The organism is Thermanaerovibrio velox DSM 12556 (assembly GCF_000237825.1).
GTDB classification, from domain to species: Bacteria; Synergistota; Synergistia; order Synergistales; family Synergistaceae; genus Thermanaerovibrio; species Thermanaerovibrio velox.
The window spans coordinates 953,899-970,934 of sequence record NZ_CM001377.1; the positions used below are offsets into that span (position 1 = coordinate 953,899).

A 17,036-nucleotide genomic window follows, 5' to 3' on the forward strand; every position below is an offset into this window, starting at 1 on the left:
AACTCATCACCCCTTTCCAAGCAACCTCAGGGATGCCATCAATAACTCTTCCTCAGAAGCCCCCTTAAGCCTACCCATCACGGTGGAAAGGGCGGAATACGCTTCCCCTCTTGAAAAGCCCAGTTCAACCAGGGCCTCCACTAAAGACGATACTTCTGATGCCGATTCTGAGGCTTGCATAACGCCGAAGGAGAATTGATCTATTTTCCCCTTTAGCTCAAAACATATGCGTTCCGCCCTTTTAGCCCCTACGCCGGGAGCTTTGGCTATTCTAGAAGGATCTCCAGCTCCTATGGCCTGTACTAGCTCATCTTTACGAAGGGTTCTTAGAATGGACATGGCCATCTTGCCGCCCACGTTGGACACCTGCAGCAAAAGAATGAACAACTTCCGTTCGTCTTCATCGTGAAATCCGTAAAGCGATATGCCATTCTCAGTGACAGACAGGTAAACGTAAACCTTAATCCTTTCTCCAGGAAGGGCCCTTTCTAAGACAGCCCTGGTGGCGTTTATCTCAATCCCTACGCCGCTAACCTCCAATATCAGAATATCCCCCAAAACTTCACAAACGAACCCCTCAACGTACCTTATCAATTCTTAATCCTCCGACGCAGGTCAATCTTCCCATGGCCAATCCCGCTATGGCAACCGCAAGCGCATCGGCCACATCATCAGGAGTCGGACATGCTTCCAGTCCCAGAAGACAACGTACCATGAGCTGGACTTGTCTCTTTTGTGCTCCACCATAGCCACAAACCGCCATCTTAACCTCCGAAGGCCCCGGTTCAATCACCGGGACCCCCATCATGGATGCGTAAAGCAATACCACCCCTCGAGCTTGCCAAACCATCTCCGCGGTAGTCGTATTCCTTCCGAAGTATAGCCTCTCTACAGCCACAAGATGAGGGGCAAACATGCTAAGCCTCTCATCCATAAGACGATAGAGCATTTTAAGCCTTTCTGGCAAGGAAAGACCGGGAGGGGTATGGATAGCCCCATACCCCTCCGCACGAAGTTCACTACCCCGCTGAACCACTATCCCATACCCAAGGGTACCTATCCCAGGATCTATCCCAAGACAACGAATTTCGTCGCTAGGCATCGAGCTGCTCAAGGATCTCGTCTGGGATCTCCATGTTAGAGTAGACGCTCTGCACATCGTCATGGTCCTCAAATTTGTCTATGAGAGCCAAGACCTTGGCAGCCTCCTCTTTGGTCGATATGGTCACGGTGTTCTTGGGAATCATGGCTATCTCCATATTGCTCACCGTGTAGCCCGCGTTCTTTATGGCCTCTCCTACCTCACTCATCACAGAGGGATCACAATAGATCTCAAAGACATCACCTTCCAGCTGCATATCCTCTGCCCCTGCTTCGGCAGCCACGTCCAAAAGGGATGCCTCGTCAACCCCGGAAGCATCTACCTTCACAAGCCCCTTCCGGTCAAAGTTCCAAGCCACACACCCAGCCTCTCCGATGGCACCTCCGCCCTTGGTGAATATGGAGCGAATCTCTGCCGCCGTCCGGTTCCTGTTGTCTGTCATGGCCTCAACCATGATAGCCACACCAGCAGGGCCATAACCTTCATACGTTACCTCTTCGTACACCGCTCCTTCTATCTCACCGGTACCCCTCTTTATGGCTCTCTCTATGTTGTCCATGGGCACGTTGCCTGCCCTGGCTCTCTCAATAGCTACCTTCAAACGGAAATTGGCGTTTGGATCACCACCACCAGCCTTCGCAGCAGCTATTATGGCCTTGGTAAGCCTCTGATAAGCGGCCCCTTTCTTTGCATCCTGAGCCGCCTTCCGGTGCTTTATGTTCGCCCACTTTGAATGTCCAGCCACTAAATATCACCCCATGGATATGATTTAAGAAGGTTCGACCAAAGATTCATTATAACATCTCCGGCACGGGCGGAACCATTCGCTTGTGCCGGGATCTCTCAAAAGCCCTATCGATCCTATCCCTTGCCTCCAAGGAAACTGGCAATCCCATTATGTGGCGATCCAGGTCAACATAAGATACCCCCATCTCCCCCTCATCGGTCTGCCCTTCCCAAAGACCTGCGGTAGGTGGCTTGTTGACCACCCTAGCCGGTATACCTAGGTGTTCTGCCAAGGCCCAAACCTCATGTTTTATGAGCCTTCCTAGGGGTAAAAGATCTACCCCTGAGTCACCATGTTTTGTAAAATAGCCGAACGTAAGTTCCGCCCTATTGCCGGTTCCCAAGACTAATAGGTTTCTTGTTTGGGCAATGGCATACAAAGTGGCCATCCGCAGCCTCGGTTTAACGTTGGAGGCTCCAATGTGGGACAAGGCTATGCCAGCACCATTGATAGAGCCTATTAACACGTCAAAAGCCGATGAAAGATCCACCTTGATCACGGGAATCCCAATGGATGAGGCGACGAGACGGGCATCCTCTTCATCTACCGGCTGACTATGACAAGGCATTATTACCCCCAGGGAGCCGCTGCTTCCAAACGCCCGCATCGATAGGGCCGCAACAACCGCAGAGTCAACCCCACCACTTAACCCCACCAAGCCACCTAAAGCCCCAGCTTCACTTACTTTATCTTTAAGCCAAGCAACTATGACGTCCGCTAGATACTCAGGATCCCTAACCGGAACGCTCAAACTGATCACCCTTTCAACCTACGGTGTTGGTATGGCCCTTTTTAGCCTTTTATTTTAACATATACGGTATCCCCAGCTATGAGGTGATCTAGTTGCCGCTTGGTCTGATAATAGATGGATATGTGGATGAGCCAGCCTGTTTTGGTGTGCCGCCCTATATATCCCCATATGTAAGGTACTGTGCCGGAGTGTTTATGTCCCACGGCTTTGAGGTTATATATCTCACAGTTGATCAGATTAGACAGGAGAAAGCAGACCATCTGATAAGATCCGCGGAGGTCACGGTGGTGATAGCAGGACTTACCGTCCCAGGACGATATCGTGGCGGATCTCCAATGACCCTTAAGGAGCTCAAGGGCTTATCTGAGATACCTAGACGGGGTGCAATGATAGTTGGAGGACCTATCGGAAGCGGCTATGCCCTCAAGGGAGGGGATGCGGCCTTAGATGTGTCTAAAATTCTGGATGTGGATTGCATTGCCACCGGGGATCCAGAGGCGGTTTTAGACCTATGGATTCGCACTAAGGAGATGACCCATGACGCCAAAAGAGACTACGGGACGCTAGCGAAGTGGGCAGAGGCAGGCGCCCAGGTGGTTAAGATGCATCCAATGTACCCTTTAATCATTGCTGAGTTGGAACTGTCCAGAGGATGCGACAGAACCGATGGGAGATGCAGCTTCTGTGTAGAAGGGCTTAAGGCGAGGGAGGAGAGATCTCCGGATTCCGTCGCCGCCGAAGTCCGATGTTTGGCAATAGCTGGGGTTAAGGCCTTTCGCTTCGGACGGTGTGCCAACGTCTTAACCTATGGAGGTACGTTAACTCCTAAGGGATGGATGCCCTCTCCCGATGGCTTGCGGAGCCTCTATTCCTCTGTTAGATCCGCCGCTCCAGATATCAAGGTTCTCCACATGGATAACGGTAACCCAAAGACCATAGCAACGTTCCCAGATAAGAGCTTTGAAGCACTAAAGGTCATAGCGTCTTACAACACACCAGGGGACACTATATCGTTAGGCCTTGAATCCCTGCACCCCCAGGTGGTACTGCAGAATAACCTAAAAGTGTTTTTCGACCAAGCCCTTGAAGCGGTAAGAATAGTTAACTTAGCAGGGGGAACAAGACCCTTTCAGAATTCAATGCCATCACTCCTGCCAGGGCTTAATTTTTTGATAGGGCTGCCCGGTGAAAACAAGGAGACCATCAACGAAAATCGAAGGTTCTTGGAGAAACTTCTCTCAGAAGGGCTTTCCGTAAGGAGGATCAACATAAGACGCCCTATGACCTTTAAATCTACTCCTCTGGGGGCTGTAGATTCCAGCGCCATGAAGGGCATACGGGATCGTGACTATAAGGCCTTTAAAGATTGGGTAAGAAGCGAAGTGGATCCTGTGATGTTCTCAAGGGTGGCTCCAGAGGGAACGATCATCAGGGATGTGATATGCGAAGAAAGGCTCGGCAACCTCATCTTCGGTCGCCCCTTGGGGAGCTATCCCCCTCTTTTAGGCATAACATCATCAACGCTTAAAGAAGGTGATACCACAGACGTAACGGTGACCGGAGCAGGCCCTAGATCTCTGTCTGGGATACCATGGCCACTTGATATTAACAACTGCAGCCAACAGGAGCTGCAGGGGATACCAGGCATAGGTAAGGCCCGGGCCATGCGGCTTATCTTGAACCGACCAATAGCGGGGTTGGAGCAGTTCAAAGCTGTACTTGATGATCCGGGCCTTGCCGATAAGGTGGCTAAGTTCTTTAGTTTTCCCAGTGACGAGGGGGCAATTTGATATATTTTTAATTTAGCATGTTAGATCTCTCCAGGAAACCCGTAAAGATCCTTACGACGACAATCAAAAACTCTCATGACCTTCCTGGTGCGATGAAGGATCGCCATGTCAAGCTCCACCGTCACAACCCCCTCATCAAGCTCCATCTCCATCAGTACCTGACCATCAGGAGCTACCACGGTAGAATGGCCGCCGTATATGTCCCCTCCCCCCTTGCCGCAGCGATTAACCGCAACCACAAACATCTGGTTCTCAATTGCCCTTGCCCGCACAAGCGTTTTCCATGCATCTATCCTTGACAAAGGCCACTGGGCGCAAACAAATAAAACCCAAACATCTTCAAGGGCAATCCTTCTTATGTACTCTGGGAAGCGTATGTCATAACATATAGCGGTCCCCGATGGGACACCACAGACAGAGGTGATTAGTGGGGAATTACCCGCCACGAAGTTGCTCGGCTCTTCTAAAAGGGGGAACAGGTGAACCTTATCATAATAAGCCACGAGAGTGCCCGTTGGATCTATCCAGAAGGCACGATTATATAAAGCTCCACCCTCTGAAAACGGCAGGGATCCTGCCAATGACCAAGAGGCCCTGTCTACACACCAATTTGCCACAACATCAAGGCATTTATGGGTAAACTGCGCATGTTCGCTAAGGCGCTCATTTTGGTACGAACAGCTCCAAAGCTCCGGCAGGACCGCCACATCACAATCTTCAATTGAATTAAGCATCTCCTTGGCCTTCTCAATGTTTCCCAATGGGTCTCCCCATAGGACGTCCATTTGAATGAGCCCAACACTTATCTTGTTTGCCATCACAAGCCCCCCTTGTGCAGCTTATTGCTTGACTAAACACCTAGCGCACAAAATCAGCACTCAAAATTTCGCGAACGAACTCCATGAGCATATCCGGTACCACACGGAACGAGAACTCCATATCCAGCCTCTCGGTCCATTTGTGGGCATCTTTACCCCCAACCCCTATGTTGATAACAGGAACATCAAGCATTCTCATGGCGTCCAAATCTAAGGGATATAACGTGCTGGCCCCAGGCATGTTATCAAGAACAGCCCTAAGGTCCTCCACTGATGTTCCGCCACCTAGGAAACTGAGATCAGTTATCCCACCAAAGGCCTCTTTTAACACGAAGGGTTCACCAAACCGGTTACTCCATTTAACGCACAAATCCTCGGCCAGCTTACGAAGCATTTTTTCTTTTACAGATTTGTTTCTATTAACCTTTGACGGATAGTAGGGGGGCAAAAAACCCACCACTGCGGCAGGAGGTTCTATTGGAATTGTCTTAATTGCCTCCAGGAGGATCATCAATGACATCTTCCTGGTGTCCATCTCTTCCTTATTTGAGGCCTGGGCAGATATCACAGAGTCCTCTCTAAATCCATTCCTCCTGGCCTCATCAATGACATCCCGGACCTCAACGATCCGTATCCCCTTCTCCAATGTAGGGGATGGTAATCCGCAAAGCGAAAGTCTTTCTTCCCAGTCGCTAATGGCCCGCCTTAATGATTCCTCACATGCCTTCTTAAAGGAAGATAGGAATACGCCATGATCATCTTCGACGGCCAGCTTATTGAAGTACAGTAAAGCCATGTCTGGAATGGTAACCGAGTAACTTTCCCTTACAACCGATATTTCCATGCAAGCCATCGGGGGAAACCTATCATCGCCAATCTCATCGGAGCTCCATGGCACCCCCTCAAGATCCAAAACTATCCGGCTTGCTAAATGAGCTGCATTTATACCGAGCCAAGGCTCCCCCACATGAGAGGGCTTTCCTAGCACGAGAACAAAGGGCATCAACTTGCCGACCGAGCCTATGAAAATGGGTCTTTTGTCATCAGCCCCCCCCAGCTCACAGGGTTCCGTGTTAACACAGGCCACATAATCCAGTCCTTCCGATTCCATAACTTCCTTCAGGAATGGAAGGGCTCCCCTCATTCCAACTGAATCTCTCTCTTCATCTACCACAGGGCAAAAAAGCACGTTGCCGGTCTCAATCCTTGCCTTTACAAGCTCTCTGAGCAGGTTCATCTCAAGGACCAGACCGGCCTTCATGTCCAAGACACCTCTCCCGAAGAGGAATCTACGGCTCTTCAGGTCATCCTCAACCTCAGGAGGGAGCTCCTTGATGCCCCTCATGGCCTCTTTTAGAAGCTCTGGGTTGAATGCCAGATCCCGCAAGCTTCCATAGGGAGAAGTGTCCACCACGTCCACATGCCCTATTAATATTACCGTTCGCGGCCCCTTACCCTTGAGCAACGCCGCCACATGGTTTCTGTCGAAAGGGTCATTGGGGACCTTGTACTTAAATATTTTTAAAGCCCCTCCGCTGATCGCCCTGATCTCTTCAAGCTGCTTTTCTATTAGGGCCATTACCCGATTCTCCCCGTCAGACTGTCCAGATGTACTAGGGATCCTACAAAGCCTTATCAGTTCACTTTTGAGCCTTTCGCAACCTAAATCCAGCCCCTCACAAAATATCCGATCCACACCTCCAGTTTCCATATACAGCACGCCCCCTAACATCCCTACGATAAGGACCAAAATCTTCGTGCAGAATATTATATTAAAGCGGCCCCAATCCCAAGGATCGAGGCCGCCTGATGAGTTAGATCGTCGCTTCGAGTTACGATGCGATTCTTAAGGTTTAGAGATTCCCTATGCTCGAAACCATCACCGCTTTGATGGTGTGCATGCGGTTCTCCGCCTCATCAAAGACCCTGGACTGGCGGGACTCAAAGACATCCTCGGTGACCTCATAACCCTTGACGGCGGGTAGACAGTGCATGAAGATAGTATCCTCCCGACCGGTAGCCGCCATGAGATCCTTGTTAACCTGGTAGGGCTGCAGGATAGCCTTCCGCTCTGCAAGCTTATCCTCCTCACCCATGGAAGCCCACACGTCAGTGTAGATAACGTGAGCCCCATTAACAGCCTCCTTCGGGTCCTCCGTTATCTCTATCACCGCACCGGATCCACACTCCTCCGCGATCTTCTTGCACTCCGCCACAAGAGAAGCCTCGGGGAAGAGGGACTTGGGGGAACCTATAACAAAGTGCATACCCATCTTAGCAGCGCCGATCATGAGGGAATTAGCCATGTTGTTACGCCCGTCGCCAACGTACACAAGCTTTATACCCTTAAGGCAGCCAAACTCCTCCTGAATGGTGAGGAAATCCGCAAGAACCTGGGTGGGATGGAACTCGTCGGTGAGTCCGTTCCAAACGGGAACGCCAGCGTACTTGGCAAGCTCCTCAACCACGGACTGCTTAAAGCCACGGAACTCGATGCCATCAAACATCCTGCCCAAAACCCTAGCGGTATCGGCCACATCCTCCTTGTGCCCGAGCTGGATGTCGTTCTTACCCAGGTACTCAGGATGCCCGCCCTCGTCGATGCACGCGACAGTAAAAGCACAACGGGTCCTGGTAGAGGGCTTCTCAAAAATAAGGGCCACGTTCTTACCCGCCAGGAGGTTACCCCTTATCCCAGCCCTCTTCTTGTTCTTGAGATCCCGAGAGAGATCCAAGAGGAACTTTATCTCCTCCGGAGTATGGTGCCTCAGGCTCAAAAGATGACGTCCCCTAAGGTTCACTGCCATGATCTATTCCTCCCTGTTTTGTTAAGTATCGGAAACTCCCAAGCTTCAACTGCACAAGCAGGTCCAGAGGGAATCGAACTTTCGGGACAGTAAAATAAACCTGGGAGATCCGATGGTTTACTGTTCAATATTACCACAAAGGATTAGATTTTCAATAGCCCTTCTCAGGGGAGATGAGTGTCCCCTGCGCGGGACAGGACCTCCCTCAATATTTCCGGTATTACAGATTCCATCATCTCCAGCGGCCAAGATCCAAGCGATTTCCCCCGTGCAAAAACTATAAAGCCCGATGGAGCGCCAGCTATCCCTAAATCAGCCCCAGCGGCTTCCCTCGGCCCATTAACTTCACATCCCATGACAGCGACCTTGAATCCATCAGGAACATCGTCAATCCCATCAAAGATCTTGCGGACTTTGTCAACATACACCTTGGAGTCCATCCTACACCTGCCACAGGTAGGACAACTTATCCACTCCACTCCTTTTGAACGGATGCCCAGCGACCTGAGGATTTGATAAGCCGCCTTGACCTCAAGCACTCCATCCCCCGAAAGGCTCACCCTTATGGTATCCCCTATTCCGCTCATCAAGAGACCACCTATACCAACAGCGCTTTTTATCGCCCCCTCGAAAGGAGGCCCCGCCTCGGTTATACCTATGTGGAAGGGAAGATCATATATGGATGCGAGCATGTGATTAGCCCTCATGGTCTCCTTAACATCCGAGGACTTGGCCGAAACTATTACATCCTCAAAGCCATTTTGAAGGCACAAATCAACTTGCTCCCTAACTGCTAATACCAATGCCTTCGCCCTATCCCCATCAGCCCTAGCTATCTGATCATTGCTGAGGGATCCTCCATTTGCCCCAACCCTTATTACCACATTAGCATCCCTTGCAGCGGCCAGGACTTTCATCATCCTGTCCTCTCCACCAAGGTTCCCAGGGTTCACCCTCACGGATAGACACCCGGCTATCATGGCAGACAGGGCCAACCGATGGTCGAAGTGGATATCTGCCATTATTGGGATAGGAGAGGAGTTGACCACCTCTTTAAGAGATGTCTCCTGCTTAAGATCACGATAAGAGGTACGAACCAGCTCACAACCCGCTACCTTGAGCCCATGGAGCTCGTTGATGCATCCATCAATGTCCTCTAGGGGGGTTTTAAGCATGCTCTCAACCCTCACCGGCGATCCACCGCCTATAGACAAACCTCCAATTGATACGCTTCTGATGCTGCCCAACAAACCATCTCCCTCAAGGTTGTTGTCTATCTATCATGAAAGATCAACCTCTGTATATCCTTCCATGTAACCCACAGCATCAACATCATCAAGAGGGCAAAACCCAGGTAGTGAACCATCCCCTCGTACTTGTCCGGTATCTTTCGGCGGAATAGGACTTCCAGAATTACGAAGATAAGCCTTCCCCCATCCAGCGCCGGGAACGGAAGGAGGTTCACCAGGCCTAGCTGCAGGTTGATAGCGGCTATGAAAGCCACTAATTCCCAAACTCCACGTCTTGCCACATCACCCGCCGCCGCCGCAATGCCCACCGGCCCGGATACATCAACCGGTTTAAACCGGAACCACCAGTTCCATATCCCCTCAAGCATACCTACTGCTAGGTCTATGGAATATCTATACGCCCCCCTTATGGACTCCAACCAAGAAAGCCTCTTCATGGCCGGCCTTACTCCAAGAAGGAACTGACCGTCCCTGTCCTTGGGTATCTTCACATACAAATATCTATTAACTCCATTGGACATGACGCCTAGTATCAGTTCTCCTTTTGGCGCTTCCCGCCTTATCCTGGTGGCCATCTGGGACCAATCCAAAACCCTTACCCCGTTGACTTCTAATATCCTGTCCCCTGCTTTTAAGCCAATAGACTCCGCAGGGTAACCAGGCATAACCTGACCTATCTCGGTGGATTTCATGTCAAATACACCGTGAAAGTGTAAAACCGCCGTGGCCAGCATGAAGGCTAGTACGACATTGAATATGGCACCGCAGGAAAGGATAAAAGCCCTCGCCAAGGGTCCCTTAGAATTGAATCCTCCCGGCCCCTCTTCATCATCTCCTTCCATGCCAGCTAATTTAACAAAGCCCCCTATAGGTACTATGCGGATGGACCACTTGGTACCCCATTTATCCCAAGAAAAAACAGGGGCACCCATCCCCATTGAAAACTCTCTAACTGAAACTCCGCAAACCCTCGCGGATATAAAGTGCCCAAACTCATGAACCAAAACGCTTATCGATATTACAAAAAGGAATGCCACTACGCTTACAGCCAAATCAAAGCCTCCCAAGTGATTCACATACTTTTAATGCCATTTCCCGACCATGCTCTACCAGTGCTAATGCTTCATCCACTGACCCTGGGGCTGGACCAGAGTAAGAGGACATAACATCCTCCAGGACTCGAGGAATCTGGTCAAACGCTATACGCCCGGTGAGGAAGGATTCTACTGCCACCTCATCAGCCCCCACGTAAAGAGCAGGATACGGACCATCCTTTTTACCCGCTTCCTTGGCCAAAAAGAAAGCTTGGAAGCGGTCTTTCTCAACCTCTCGAAAACACAGATCCCAATCCGAAATGGCAACCGGTGCTAGGTGATCTGCCAAGGGCAACCTCTCAGGATATGAAAGGGCCATTGCAGCAGGCAATCGCATGTCAGCACGGGATAACACCATCTTGTATGTTCCATCCTTGAACATCACCATCCCATGGACCTGCGACCTGGGATGTATCAATGCATCGACCCGATCCATAGGGATATCGAATAACCGCATGGCCTCTATGCATTCAATGCCCTTGTTGGCCATGGTAGCACTATCCACGGTTATCTTGGCCCCCATTGACCATACAGGATGTGCCAACGCTTCCGACGGGGTGACATGCTTAAGACGATCCAACGGGACATCCCGGAAAGGCCCCCCAGAGGCAGTTAAGATAACCCTCTCAACTTCGGATGGTTCTCCCATAATACATTGCCATATTGCACTGTGTTCGCTATCCACAGGCCTTACCTGCCCTGGCCTCGCCTTGCCAAGTATCCAAGGCCCGGCCACCACGATGCTCTCTTTATTGGCTATCGAGACGTCAATCCCCATCGATACCGCCAGGTCAAAGTGAGGGACACACTGAGTACCGGAGGCCAAAAAGGCCCAATGTTGAACGTTCTCCCTCTGGATCATCTCCATAAGGCCAAGGGATCCTCCGTAAACCCGTCCTTCAAAAGAAACGACAGATGGATCTCCACTAAAAGAACATATGGCCTCACAACCAAACTTCTTAGCCAGCGACACAAGACCGGAAACGTTTCTCCCGGAGGCCATCGCCACTACTTTGAACCTGTCAGGATAAAGGGCGCATACATCACAAAACGCCTTACCCACGCTGCCAGTAGCCCCCACGATGCCCACCCTGACTGGAGTCAACAACACTACCTCCCTATCACCTCAAAGATAATGAACGCAAGCGAGGAGTTAACTAATATGCTGTCAAACCTGTCCAAGAGCCCCCCATGGCCAGGGATGAGGCTTCCGCTGTCCTTCACCCCCGCCTCTCTCTTTAACACCGACTCACCGAGATCCCCCAGCTGCCCCATAAATCCACAAAGCAGTCCCAAGAGGAGCAGTGGGAGAGGGGGAAACTCAAAAACCAAGGCAAGAAGCGATGAGCCAAAAAGGCTGCCAAGCACTCCACCGGCAAACCCCTCCCAAGTCTTCTTCCCGCTTACCTTGTCACACAGCGGATATTTGCCCCAAATGCTACCCACAAAATAAGCGGTGACATCACAGAACCAAGTACACATAAATATGGTAAGGACAAAAAGCCTCCCCCAGGTTTGTTCTCTTAGGATTATAAGGAAACACCACGGCAATATTACGTATGCAACCCCCGCTAAGGTACCTCCGATATTTGCTAGAGCATCGCTTTGTCCAGTCCCCTGTCGTCTAAGTACCTCCACGAACAGAACCAAAAAAGCTAGAAGCGATATAACCGCTAGTATCGACGATAGGCTTAGCCCCATGGATGCTACCCACAACATCATAAGCCCCGCCGCCAAACCCATCGCTTTGGACATGGTATAACGGGATGAGAGTAGCGAGTAAAACTCCCATAAGGACCCCATAGCTATGACGGATACCACCAGCTTCCAATACCATCCTCCCACATAGAGGGAGGACAGGACAAGCGCTCCCAGCAAGGTGCCACTCACGGTTCTCAACACCAGGTTGCTCTTGAAAGCCTCACTGAGCCTTGACCCCTCCATACCGCCTATCCCTCCTAGCGTAGTCTAATACGGCTTCCCGAAGATCCTGAGCTCCAAAATCCGGCCAGTACTTAGGGGAGAACACAAACTCGCTGTATGCACACTGAAAAAGCCAGAAATTGCTTATCCTAAGCTCACCACTGGTCCTTATCACTAGATCAGGGTCCGGTAGGTCTGGCAGGTACAGGAAGTTCCTAAACACATGCTCATCAACCGCCTCAACCCGAGCAGATAAAAGCCGGTTTATCGCGTCCAGTATCTCTTGCCTACCTCCATAGTTAAGGCAAACCACAACCGTTATCGCACTGCAATCCTGGGTCTCCCGCTCCCCGTATTCCACTATCCGCTGTAGATCTTCCGGTAAATCTTGGATTCGTCCCGCAAACCGAAGACGCCCTCCTTCGGCCTTAAGCTTCTTAACCTTCAGTTTAACGTAATAGCGAAATAACCCCATCAGCCCGGAAACCTCTCCGGAGTCCCGTTTCCAGTTCTCAGTGGAAAAAGCGTACAAGGATATGTACCTTACACCCATATCCTTAGCTGCCCTTACCACCTCCTCTACCCTTTTTACCCCCGCGTGATGTCCCATAACCCTGGGTAACCCCCGCTCCCTGGCCCACCTTCCGTTGCCATCCATCACTATCCCAACGTGGAGGGGGATCCTATGACTAAGTTCCCCTGGTATTAAAAGGTCCGACATCCTAACGATCCCTTCCCATTAGATGATCCCACCTGGCTTTTACCTCTTGTATGTCCTGCCATGTCAAATGTTTAGGCCCCCCGGCTTTATTGGAAGGGTTCCTGAGTAAATAACTTGGGTGAAACATCGGCATGACCGGGATGCCTCTCCACTCATACCATCTCCCCCTAAGCTTTGATATCCCCTCCTGGGTCTTAAGTATCCATTTGGTAGGAGTACTACCTAGCAGGACCAAAAGCTTTGGACGAACCAACATAATCTGGGAGTTAAGGTATGTATCACAGGCCATCATCTCTTCATATGTGGGTACCCGGTTACCAGGGGGACGACATTTGACCACGTTGGTTATATATACCCCACCCCGATCTATTCCCGCAGCAGCAAGTATCTGGGTAAGCAGCTGGCCAGCACGACCTACAAAGGGCCTGCCCTGTTCATCCTCATCTGCGCCAGGACCCTCCCCAATGAACATAAGCCCTCCATCTAAGCTGCCCTCACCAAAAACTACCTTTGTCCTTGTAGGGCAAAGACCACAACGATCGCACACCTCCGCCTTTTTGCGGACCTCTTCCAACATGAACCTTCTAGCGTCAGCGCTAAGAGGTTCATCAAAAGACGGAAATGCCATATTAAAAACACACCTCGCTAACGATTACGTCAAAATGCGATATCTCTATCCCAGTAAAATAGCGCACTCCCAATATGACCCTCCTCCTAACTTGGCGCATAACCTCAAGGAAGGTTTTCTCTCCTGGCCTCATGCCCAAATCAAGCTGAACGGATACACCTTCATCCTCTGGTTTGACCTTCACCTGAATAACTTTTTCCACCTGATGTGTTAGAAGGGCTATGTGAGTTATCATCTCTCCCACCGCTTGTGGTTCTATATGAAGGGCACCTATGAAATTGAATGGGGGACGCACGATCGTCTTCTCCCCGTCATACGAACCTTCCTTGGGACGCCACAACACCTTAAGCCTTCCCACCAGCTTTCCTGCAAAATTTCTTCTTACCTGAACATGTGACACCGGAATGACATGCTGCCCCTTCCCCCTGCGCTCTCTCCTAGCCTTAGCAATCTCCTCAGGGGTAGAGACTTCCTCGATCCTTATCACCCTCTCGGGTCTTCTCAAACCAAGACGGGAGGCCACCTTGAAGGCCATGCCCTCAGAAGTGGCTATTATCATTACAGAACTGGGTGCCGCCTTTGCGAAGAAATCAGATACCGCCTGCCGATGGTCTTCGAACTCGAACATGGCACGCCTTATAGCCCTGACCTGATTCCGCTCCGCCTTGGCACTCTTACCACAAACTATCTGCCCCCGCCTTATTACCAACCCATCGTCTATTATGTACTCCGCACCGATGCTTGCAGCCACCATCTGAGCCCGCTGGCTCTTACCGGTACCGGCGGGCCCGACAAAAGCAAAAACGCTATGGAACGATCTGTTATCGATGCCCTCCAAGGCCTATCCTCCTAAGCGCCTCAGAACCCGGTCAAACTCCTTAAGGAACCTATCGTTCTCCTCCGGCAACCCAACGGTAACCCTTATGGTACCCTCAAGCCCAAGATCCTCACCGTTTCTCACTATCACTCCCTTGGCTAGAAGGGCCTCGTAAACATCATTTGCACGAGTTAGGCTAATCAACAAAAAGTTAGCATGTGTATTATGAACTCTCACTCCCATATTACACAGTACTCGATGCATTCGATCCCTTTCCAAGATGGTCCTATCCCGGATGGAGGATATATGGTCCTGGCATCCTAGGGCCGCTATGGCCGCCGCCTGTCCTATCGCATTGACAGAGAAAACCCTTCTGACCTTTCCGAAAGCTTCAGCTATGGGCTTTGGAGCTATGGCATAGCCGATTCTAAGACCCGCAAGACCATAAATCTTGGAGAAAGTTCTAAGTATCACCACGTTGCTGAGCTGCCTAAAAAGCTCAACTCCACAAAGGTAGCGGGGGTCGCTTACGTACTCCGCGTAAGCCTCATCCACTACCAATAAAGTCTTACGTTCTTCCAGCCTTACCGCCAAGTTCAAAAGGTCTTGGCGCTCTACTATATTCCCCGTCGGATTATTGGGGTTGCAGATCACCACTGCCTTTGTCCTCTCGCCACAATTCGATACGATCCGGTCAATCGGCAGGGAGAAGTCCTCCAGGAGGGGGACAAAATCACACTCCCCTCCAGCAGCCGCAACGCTAAGGGCATATACAGGGTATGTGGGCTGGGGAATCACCACCCTATCCCCCACCTCTACCAGGGCCTGGAAAAGCGTGCATAAAACCCCTTCGGTACCTCCTCCTACCACTACTTCTGCTGGAGATACCCCTAAATGCTTAGAGAGGGCTCTTTTAAGCAGATAGGCCTCTGGATCAGGGTAGCGCTGAACTTCCCCGCTGGCCTTTAGGATCGCTTGTATTACCTCTTCTGGGAGTGGCCATGGGTTCTCGTTGGAGCATAGCCTCACTGCATCGCTGAGCCCATAAATCCGCTTGATCTCATCAACCGGCTTGCCAGGCCTGTATTGGTTAACCCACCGCAGGTAGCTCCTAGGAAGCTCATCCATCCAGGACACCTCGACACCCCCATATACAGCGTGATTTTAACGTCCCAACCTTAGCAGTTGTGGAAGATTAGTCCTCCTTGGTAACTATTACCTTGCCACCAAGGGCTCTTAGCTTCTCGACTATCCCCTCATAACCTCTCCATATGTGCTCAAGGTCGCAGACCACAGTCTCATCCTCCGCCGCAAGGCCCATCAGCACCAACGCGGCACCAGCCCTAAGATCCGTAGCGTGAACCTCTGCCCCAAAGAGCTTGTTAACCCCTGCCACAATTGCAGTGTTCCCCTGCAAGTCTATCCTAGCGCCCATCCTTTTAAACTCACTGACGTGCAAAAATCGGGACTCAAAAACACTCTCATGTATCACGCTGGTGCCGTTGGCCAAGCACATGGTAGCCATCATCTGAGGCTGAAGATCTGTGGGGAAACCAGGGTATGGGAGCGTCTTAAGAGAAACCGATCGATATTGGCTGGGATAAACAGTAACGGCGTCATCTCGAACCTCTATCTCCACTCCAGCCTCCTCTAGTTTAGAACAGAGGGAATCTATATGTTCAGGTACAACATCCCTTACAGTGACCTTCCCCTTTGTTATGACCCCAGCCAACAGATAGGTGCTTGCCTCTATCCTATCGGGTATTACGCTAACCCTAGCATCTCCTAGCTCCCTAGCACCTTTTATCCTTATGGTGCCAGATCCTTCCCCCTCGATGAACACCCCCATGGCTCTAAGGGCATGGGCCAGGTTGACTACCTCTGGTTCTCGAGCAGCGTTCTCTAATATGGTCTCCCCTTCAACCAGGGATGCGGCCATCATAAGGTTCTCCGTGGCTCCAACGGAAGGAAAATCAAAATATATCCTGGCCGGCTTAAGCCCCGATGACCTCCCATGAAAAGCCCCCTGGACCAACTCAAAATTGGTCCCCATCTTGGATAGACCCCTTATATGAAAGTCTATCGGCCGACTCCCTATGGCACATCCACCCGGTAAGGGCAAAACTGCTCTCCCACACCTAGCTATGAGTGGGCCCAAAACCAGGGAAGAAGCCCTCATCTTGCGAACAAGAGACGGGGGAGTCTCCCATCCTATCTCCTCTGGAACGTCCAGTGTCATCCTATGGTCCCTGAACTCCACCTTGACCCCCAAATGACTTAGAAGGTCCGCCATTGTATGTATATCGTGTAAATCAGGTACCCTATCTATAGTGAGCCTTTTCCCCTTGAGCAGCAACGAAGCCGCCATGATGGGAAGCGCGGCGTTCTTTGCACCCTGAGCAGTAAGCACCCCGTTCAACGGTGCTCCACCCCTTATTACCAGCTTTTCCCTCTCTGTCCCATAGGGTAGATCCTTATCCTTCATGATCCTGCGTTAACCCCCAAAAGATTTTCTTATGTCTTCAAAGAACCAGATCACGTTCAATTT

Annotated in this window: 17 protein-coding genes; 1 reads left to right on the plus strand and 16 read right to left on the minus strand. The window is 50.9% G+C overall.

All coding sequences use genetic code 11. The features are described 5' to 3' along the window. Positions 1-6 precede the first annotated feature (6 nt). The 4 genes from ruvA to nadE are packed head-to-tail and all read right to left on the minus strand — an operon-like array spanning position 7 to position 2,640. Entirely contained in the window at positions 7-594 is a 588-nt protein-coding gene (gene ruvA / locus THEVEDRAFT_RS04575; RefSeq protein ID WP_006583545.1) for a Holliday junction branch migration protein RuvA, read from the minus strand. After that, entirely contained in the window at positions 578-1,102 is a 525-nt protein-coding gene (ruvC, locus tag THEVEDRAFT_RS04580) for a crossover junction endodeoxyribonuclease RuvC (protein ID WP_006583546.1), read from the minus strand. The genes ruvA and ruvC overlap by 17 nt, the downstream gene beginning before the upstream one ends. Next, positions 1,095-1,847: a YebC/PmpR family DNA-binding transcriptional regulator gene (locus THEVEDRAFT_RS04585; RefSeq protein WP_006583547.1), complete on the minus strand. Its 753-nt coding sequence runs from the start codon at positions 1,845-1,847 to the stop codon at positions 1,095-1,097. Before THEVEDRAFT_RS04585 ends, ruvC begins: the two co-directional genes overlap by 8 nt. 49 nt (positions 1,848-1,896) lie before the next feature. Further along, positions 1,897-2,640 carry an NAD(+) synthase gene (gene nadE, locus THEVEDRAFT_RS04590; RefSeq protein ID WP_006583548.1) on the minus strand — a complete coding sequence of 248 codons (744 nt, stop codon included), beginning with the start codon at positions 2,638-2,640 and terminating at the stop codon, positions 1,897-1,899. Positions 2,641-2,732: 92 nt separating this feature from the next. Between nadE and THEVEDRAFT_RS04595 the strand changes: the two genes are divergently transcribed. Beyond that, positions 2,733-4,430, plus strand: a complete 1,698-nt coding sequence (locus THEVEDRAFT_RS04595; RefSeq protein WP_006583549.1) for a radical SAM protein — start codon at positions 2,733-2,735, stop codon at positions 4,428-4,430. A 20-nt stretch (positions 4,431-4,450) separates the two neighbouring features. Here the strand turns inward: THEVEDRAFT_RS04595 and THEVEDRAFT_RS04600 are convergent, their stop codons facing one another. The 12 genes from THEVEDRAFT_RS04600 to murA all read right to left on the minus strand — a co-directional run bounded on the left by THEVEDRAFT_RS04600 (position 4,451) and on the right by murA (position 16,973). Beyond that, positions 4,451-5,248: a nitrilase-related carbon-nitrogen hydrolase gene (locus tag THEVEDRAFT_RS04600; protein ID WP_006583550.1), complete on the minus strand. Its 798-nt coding sequence runs from the start codon at positions 5,246-5,248 to the stop codon at positions 4,451-4,453. Between the two features lie 40 nt (positions 5,249-5,288). After that, positions 5,289-6,827 (minus strand): M20/M25/M40 family metallo-hydrolase, encoded by a 1,539-nt coding sequence (locus THEVEDRAFT_RS04605; RefSeq protein ID WP_245522600.1) that lies wholly within the window; start codon positions 6,825-6,827, stop codon positions 5,289-5,291. 274 nt (positions 6,828-7,101) lie between these two features. Beyond that, complete coding sequence (gene argF / locus THEVEDRAFT_RS04610; RefSeq protein WP_006583552.1) at positions 7,102-8,055, minus strand: ornithine carbamoyltransferase; 954 nt, start codon at positions 8,053-8,055, stop codon at positions 7,102-7,104. Between the two features lie 164 nt (positions 8,056-8,219). Next, on the minus strand, positions 8,220-9,230 hold the full coding sequence (gene ispG, locus THEVEDRAFT_RS04615) for a (E)-4-hydroxy-3-methylbut-2-enyl-diphosphate synthase (protein WP_245522760.1): 1,011 nt from the start codon (positions 9,228-9,230) through the stop codon (positions 8,220-8,222). A 98-nt stretch (positions 9,231-9,328) separates the two neighbouring features. Then, entirely contained in the window at positions 9,329-10,357 is a 1,029-nt protein-coding gene (locus tag THEVEDRAFT_RS04620; protein WP_006583554.1) for a M50 family metallopeptidase, read from the minus strand. A 1-nt stretch (position 10,358) separates the two neighbouring features. Continuing rightward, positions 10,359-11,510 carry a 1-deoxy-D-xylulose-5-phosphate reductoisomerase gene (locus tag THEVEDRAFT_RS04625; protein ID WP_425358251.1) on the minus strand — a complete coding sequence of 384 codons (1,152 nt, stop codon included), beginning with the start codon at positions 11,508-11,510 and terminating at the stop codon, positions 10,359-10,361. Next, a complete protein-coding gene (locus THEVEDRAFT_RS04630; protein ID WP_006583556.1) occupies positions 11,510-12,343 on the minus strand; it encodes a phosphatidate cytidylyltransferase in 834 nt (277 codons plus the stop codon). The genes THEVEDRAFT_RS04625 and THEVEDRAFT_RS04630 overlap by 1 nt, the downstream gene beginning before the upstream one ends. Then, positions 12,321-13,043, minus strand: coding sequence for a polyprenyl diphosphate synthase (gene uppS, locus THEVEDRAFT_RS04635; RefSeq protein ID WP_006583557.1), 723 nt, complete (start codon positions 13,041-13,043; stop codon positions 12,321-12,323). The genes THEVEDRAFT_RS04630 and uppS overlap by 23 nt, the downstream gene beginning before the upstream one ends. 1 nt (position 13,044) lies before the next feature. Further along, positions 13,045-13,671 (minus strand): uracil-DNA glycosylase, encoded by a 627-nt coding sequence (locus THEVEDRAFT_RS04640; RefSeq protein ID WP_040825321.1) that lies wholly within the window; start codon positions 13,669-13,671, stop codon positions 13,045-13,047. Between the two features lies 1 nt (position 13,672). Continuing rightward, positions 13,673-14,509, minus strand: coding sequence for an ATP-binding protein (locus tag THEVEDRAFT_RS04645; RefSeq protein WP_006583559.1), 837 nt, complete (start codon positions 14,507-14,509; stop codon positions 13,673-13,675). Between the two features lie 3 nt (positions 14,510-14,512). Continuing rightward, positions 14,513-15,616, minus strand: a complete 1,104-nt coding sequence (gene hisC / locus THEVEDRAFT_RS04650) for a histidinol-phosphate transaminase (protein WP_006583560.1) — start codon at positions 15,614-15,616, stop codon at positions 14,513-14,515. A 67-nt stretch (positions 15,617-15,683) separates the two neighbouring features. Continuing rightward, positions 15,684-16,973 carry a UDP-N-acetylglucosamine 1-carboxyvinyltransferase gene (gene murA, locus THEVEDRAFT_RS04655; RefSeq protein ID WP_006583561.1) on the minus strand — a complete coding sequence of 430 codons (1,290 nt, stop codon included), beginning with the start codon at positions 16,971-16,973 and terminating at the stop codon, positions 15,684-15,686. Between the last annotated feature and the right edge of the window lie 63 nt (positions 16,974-17,036).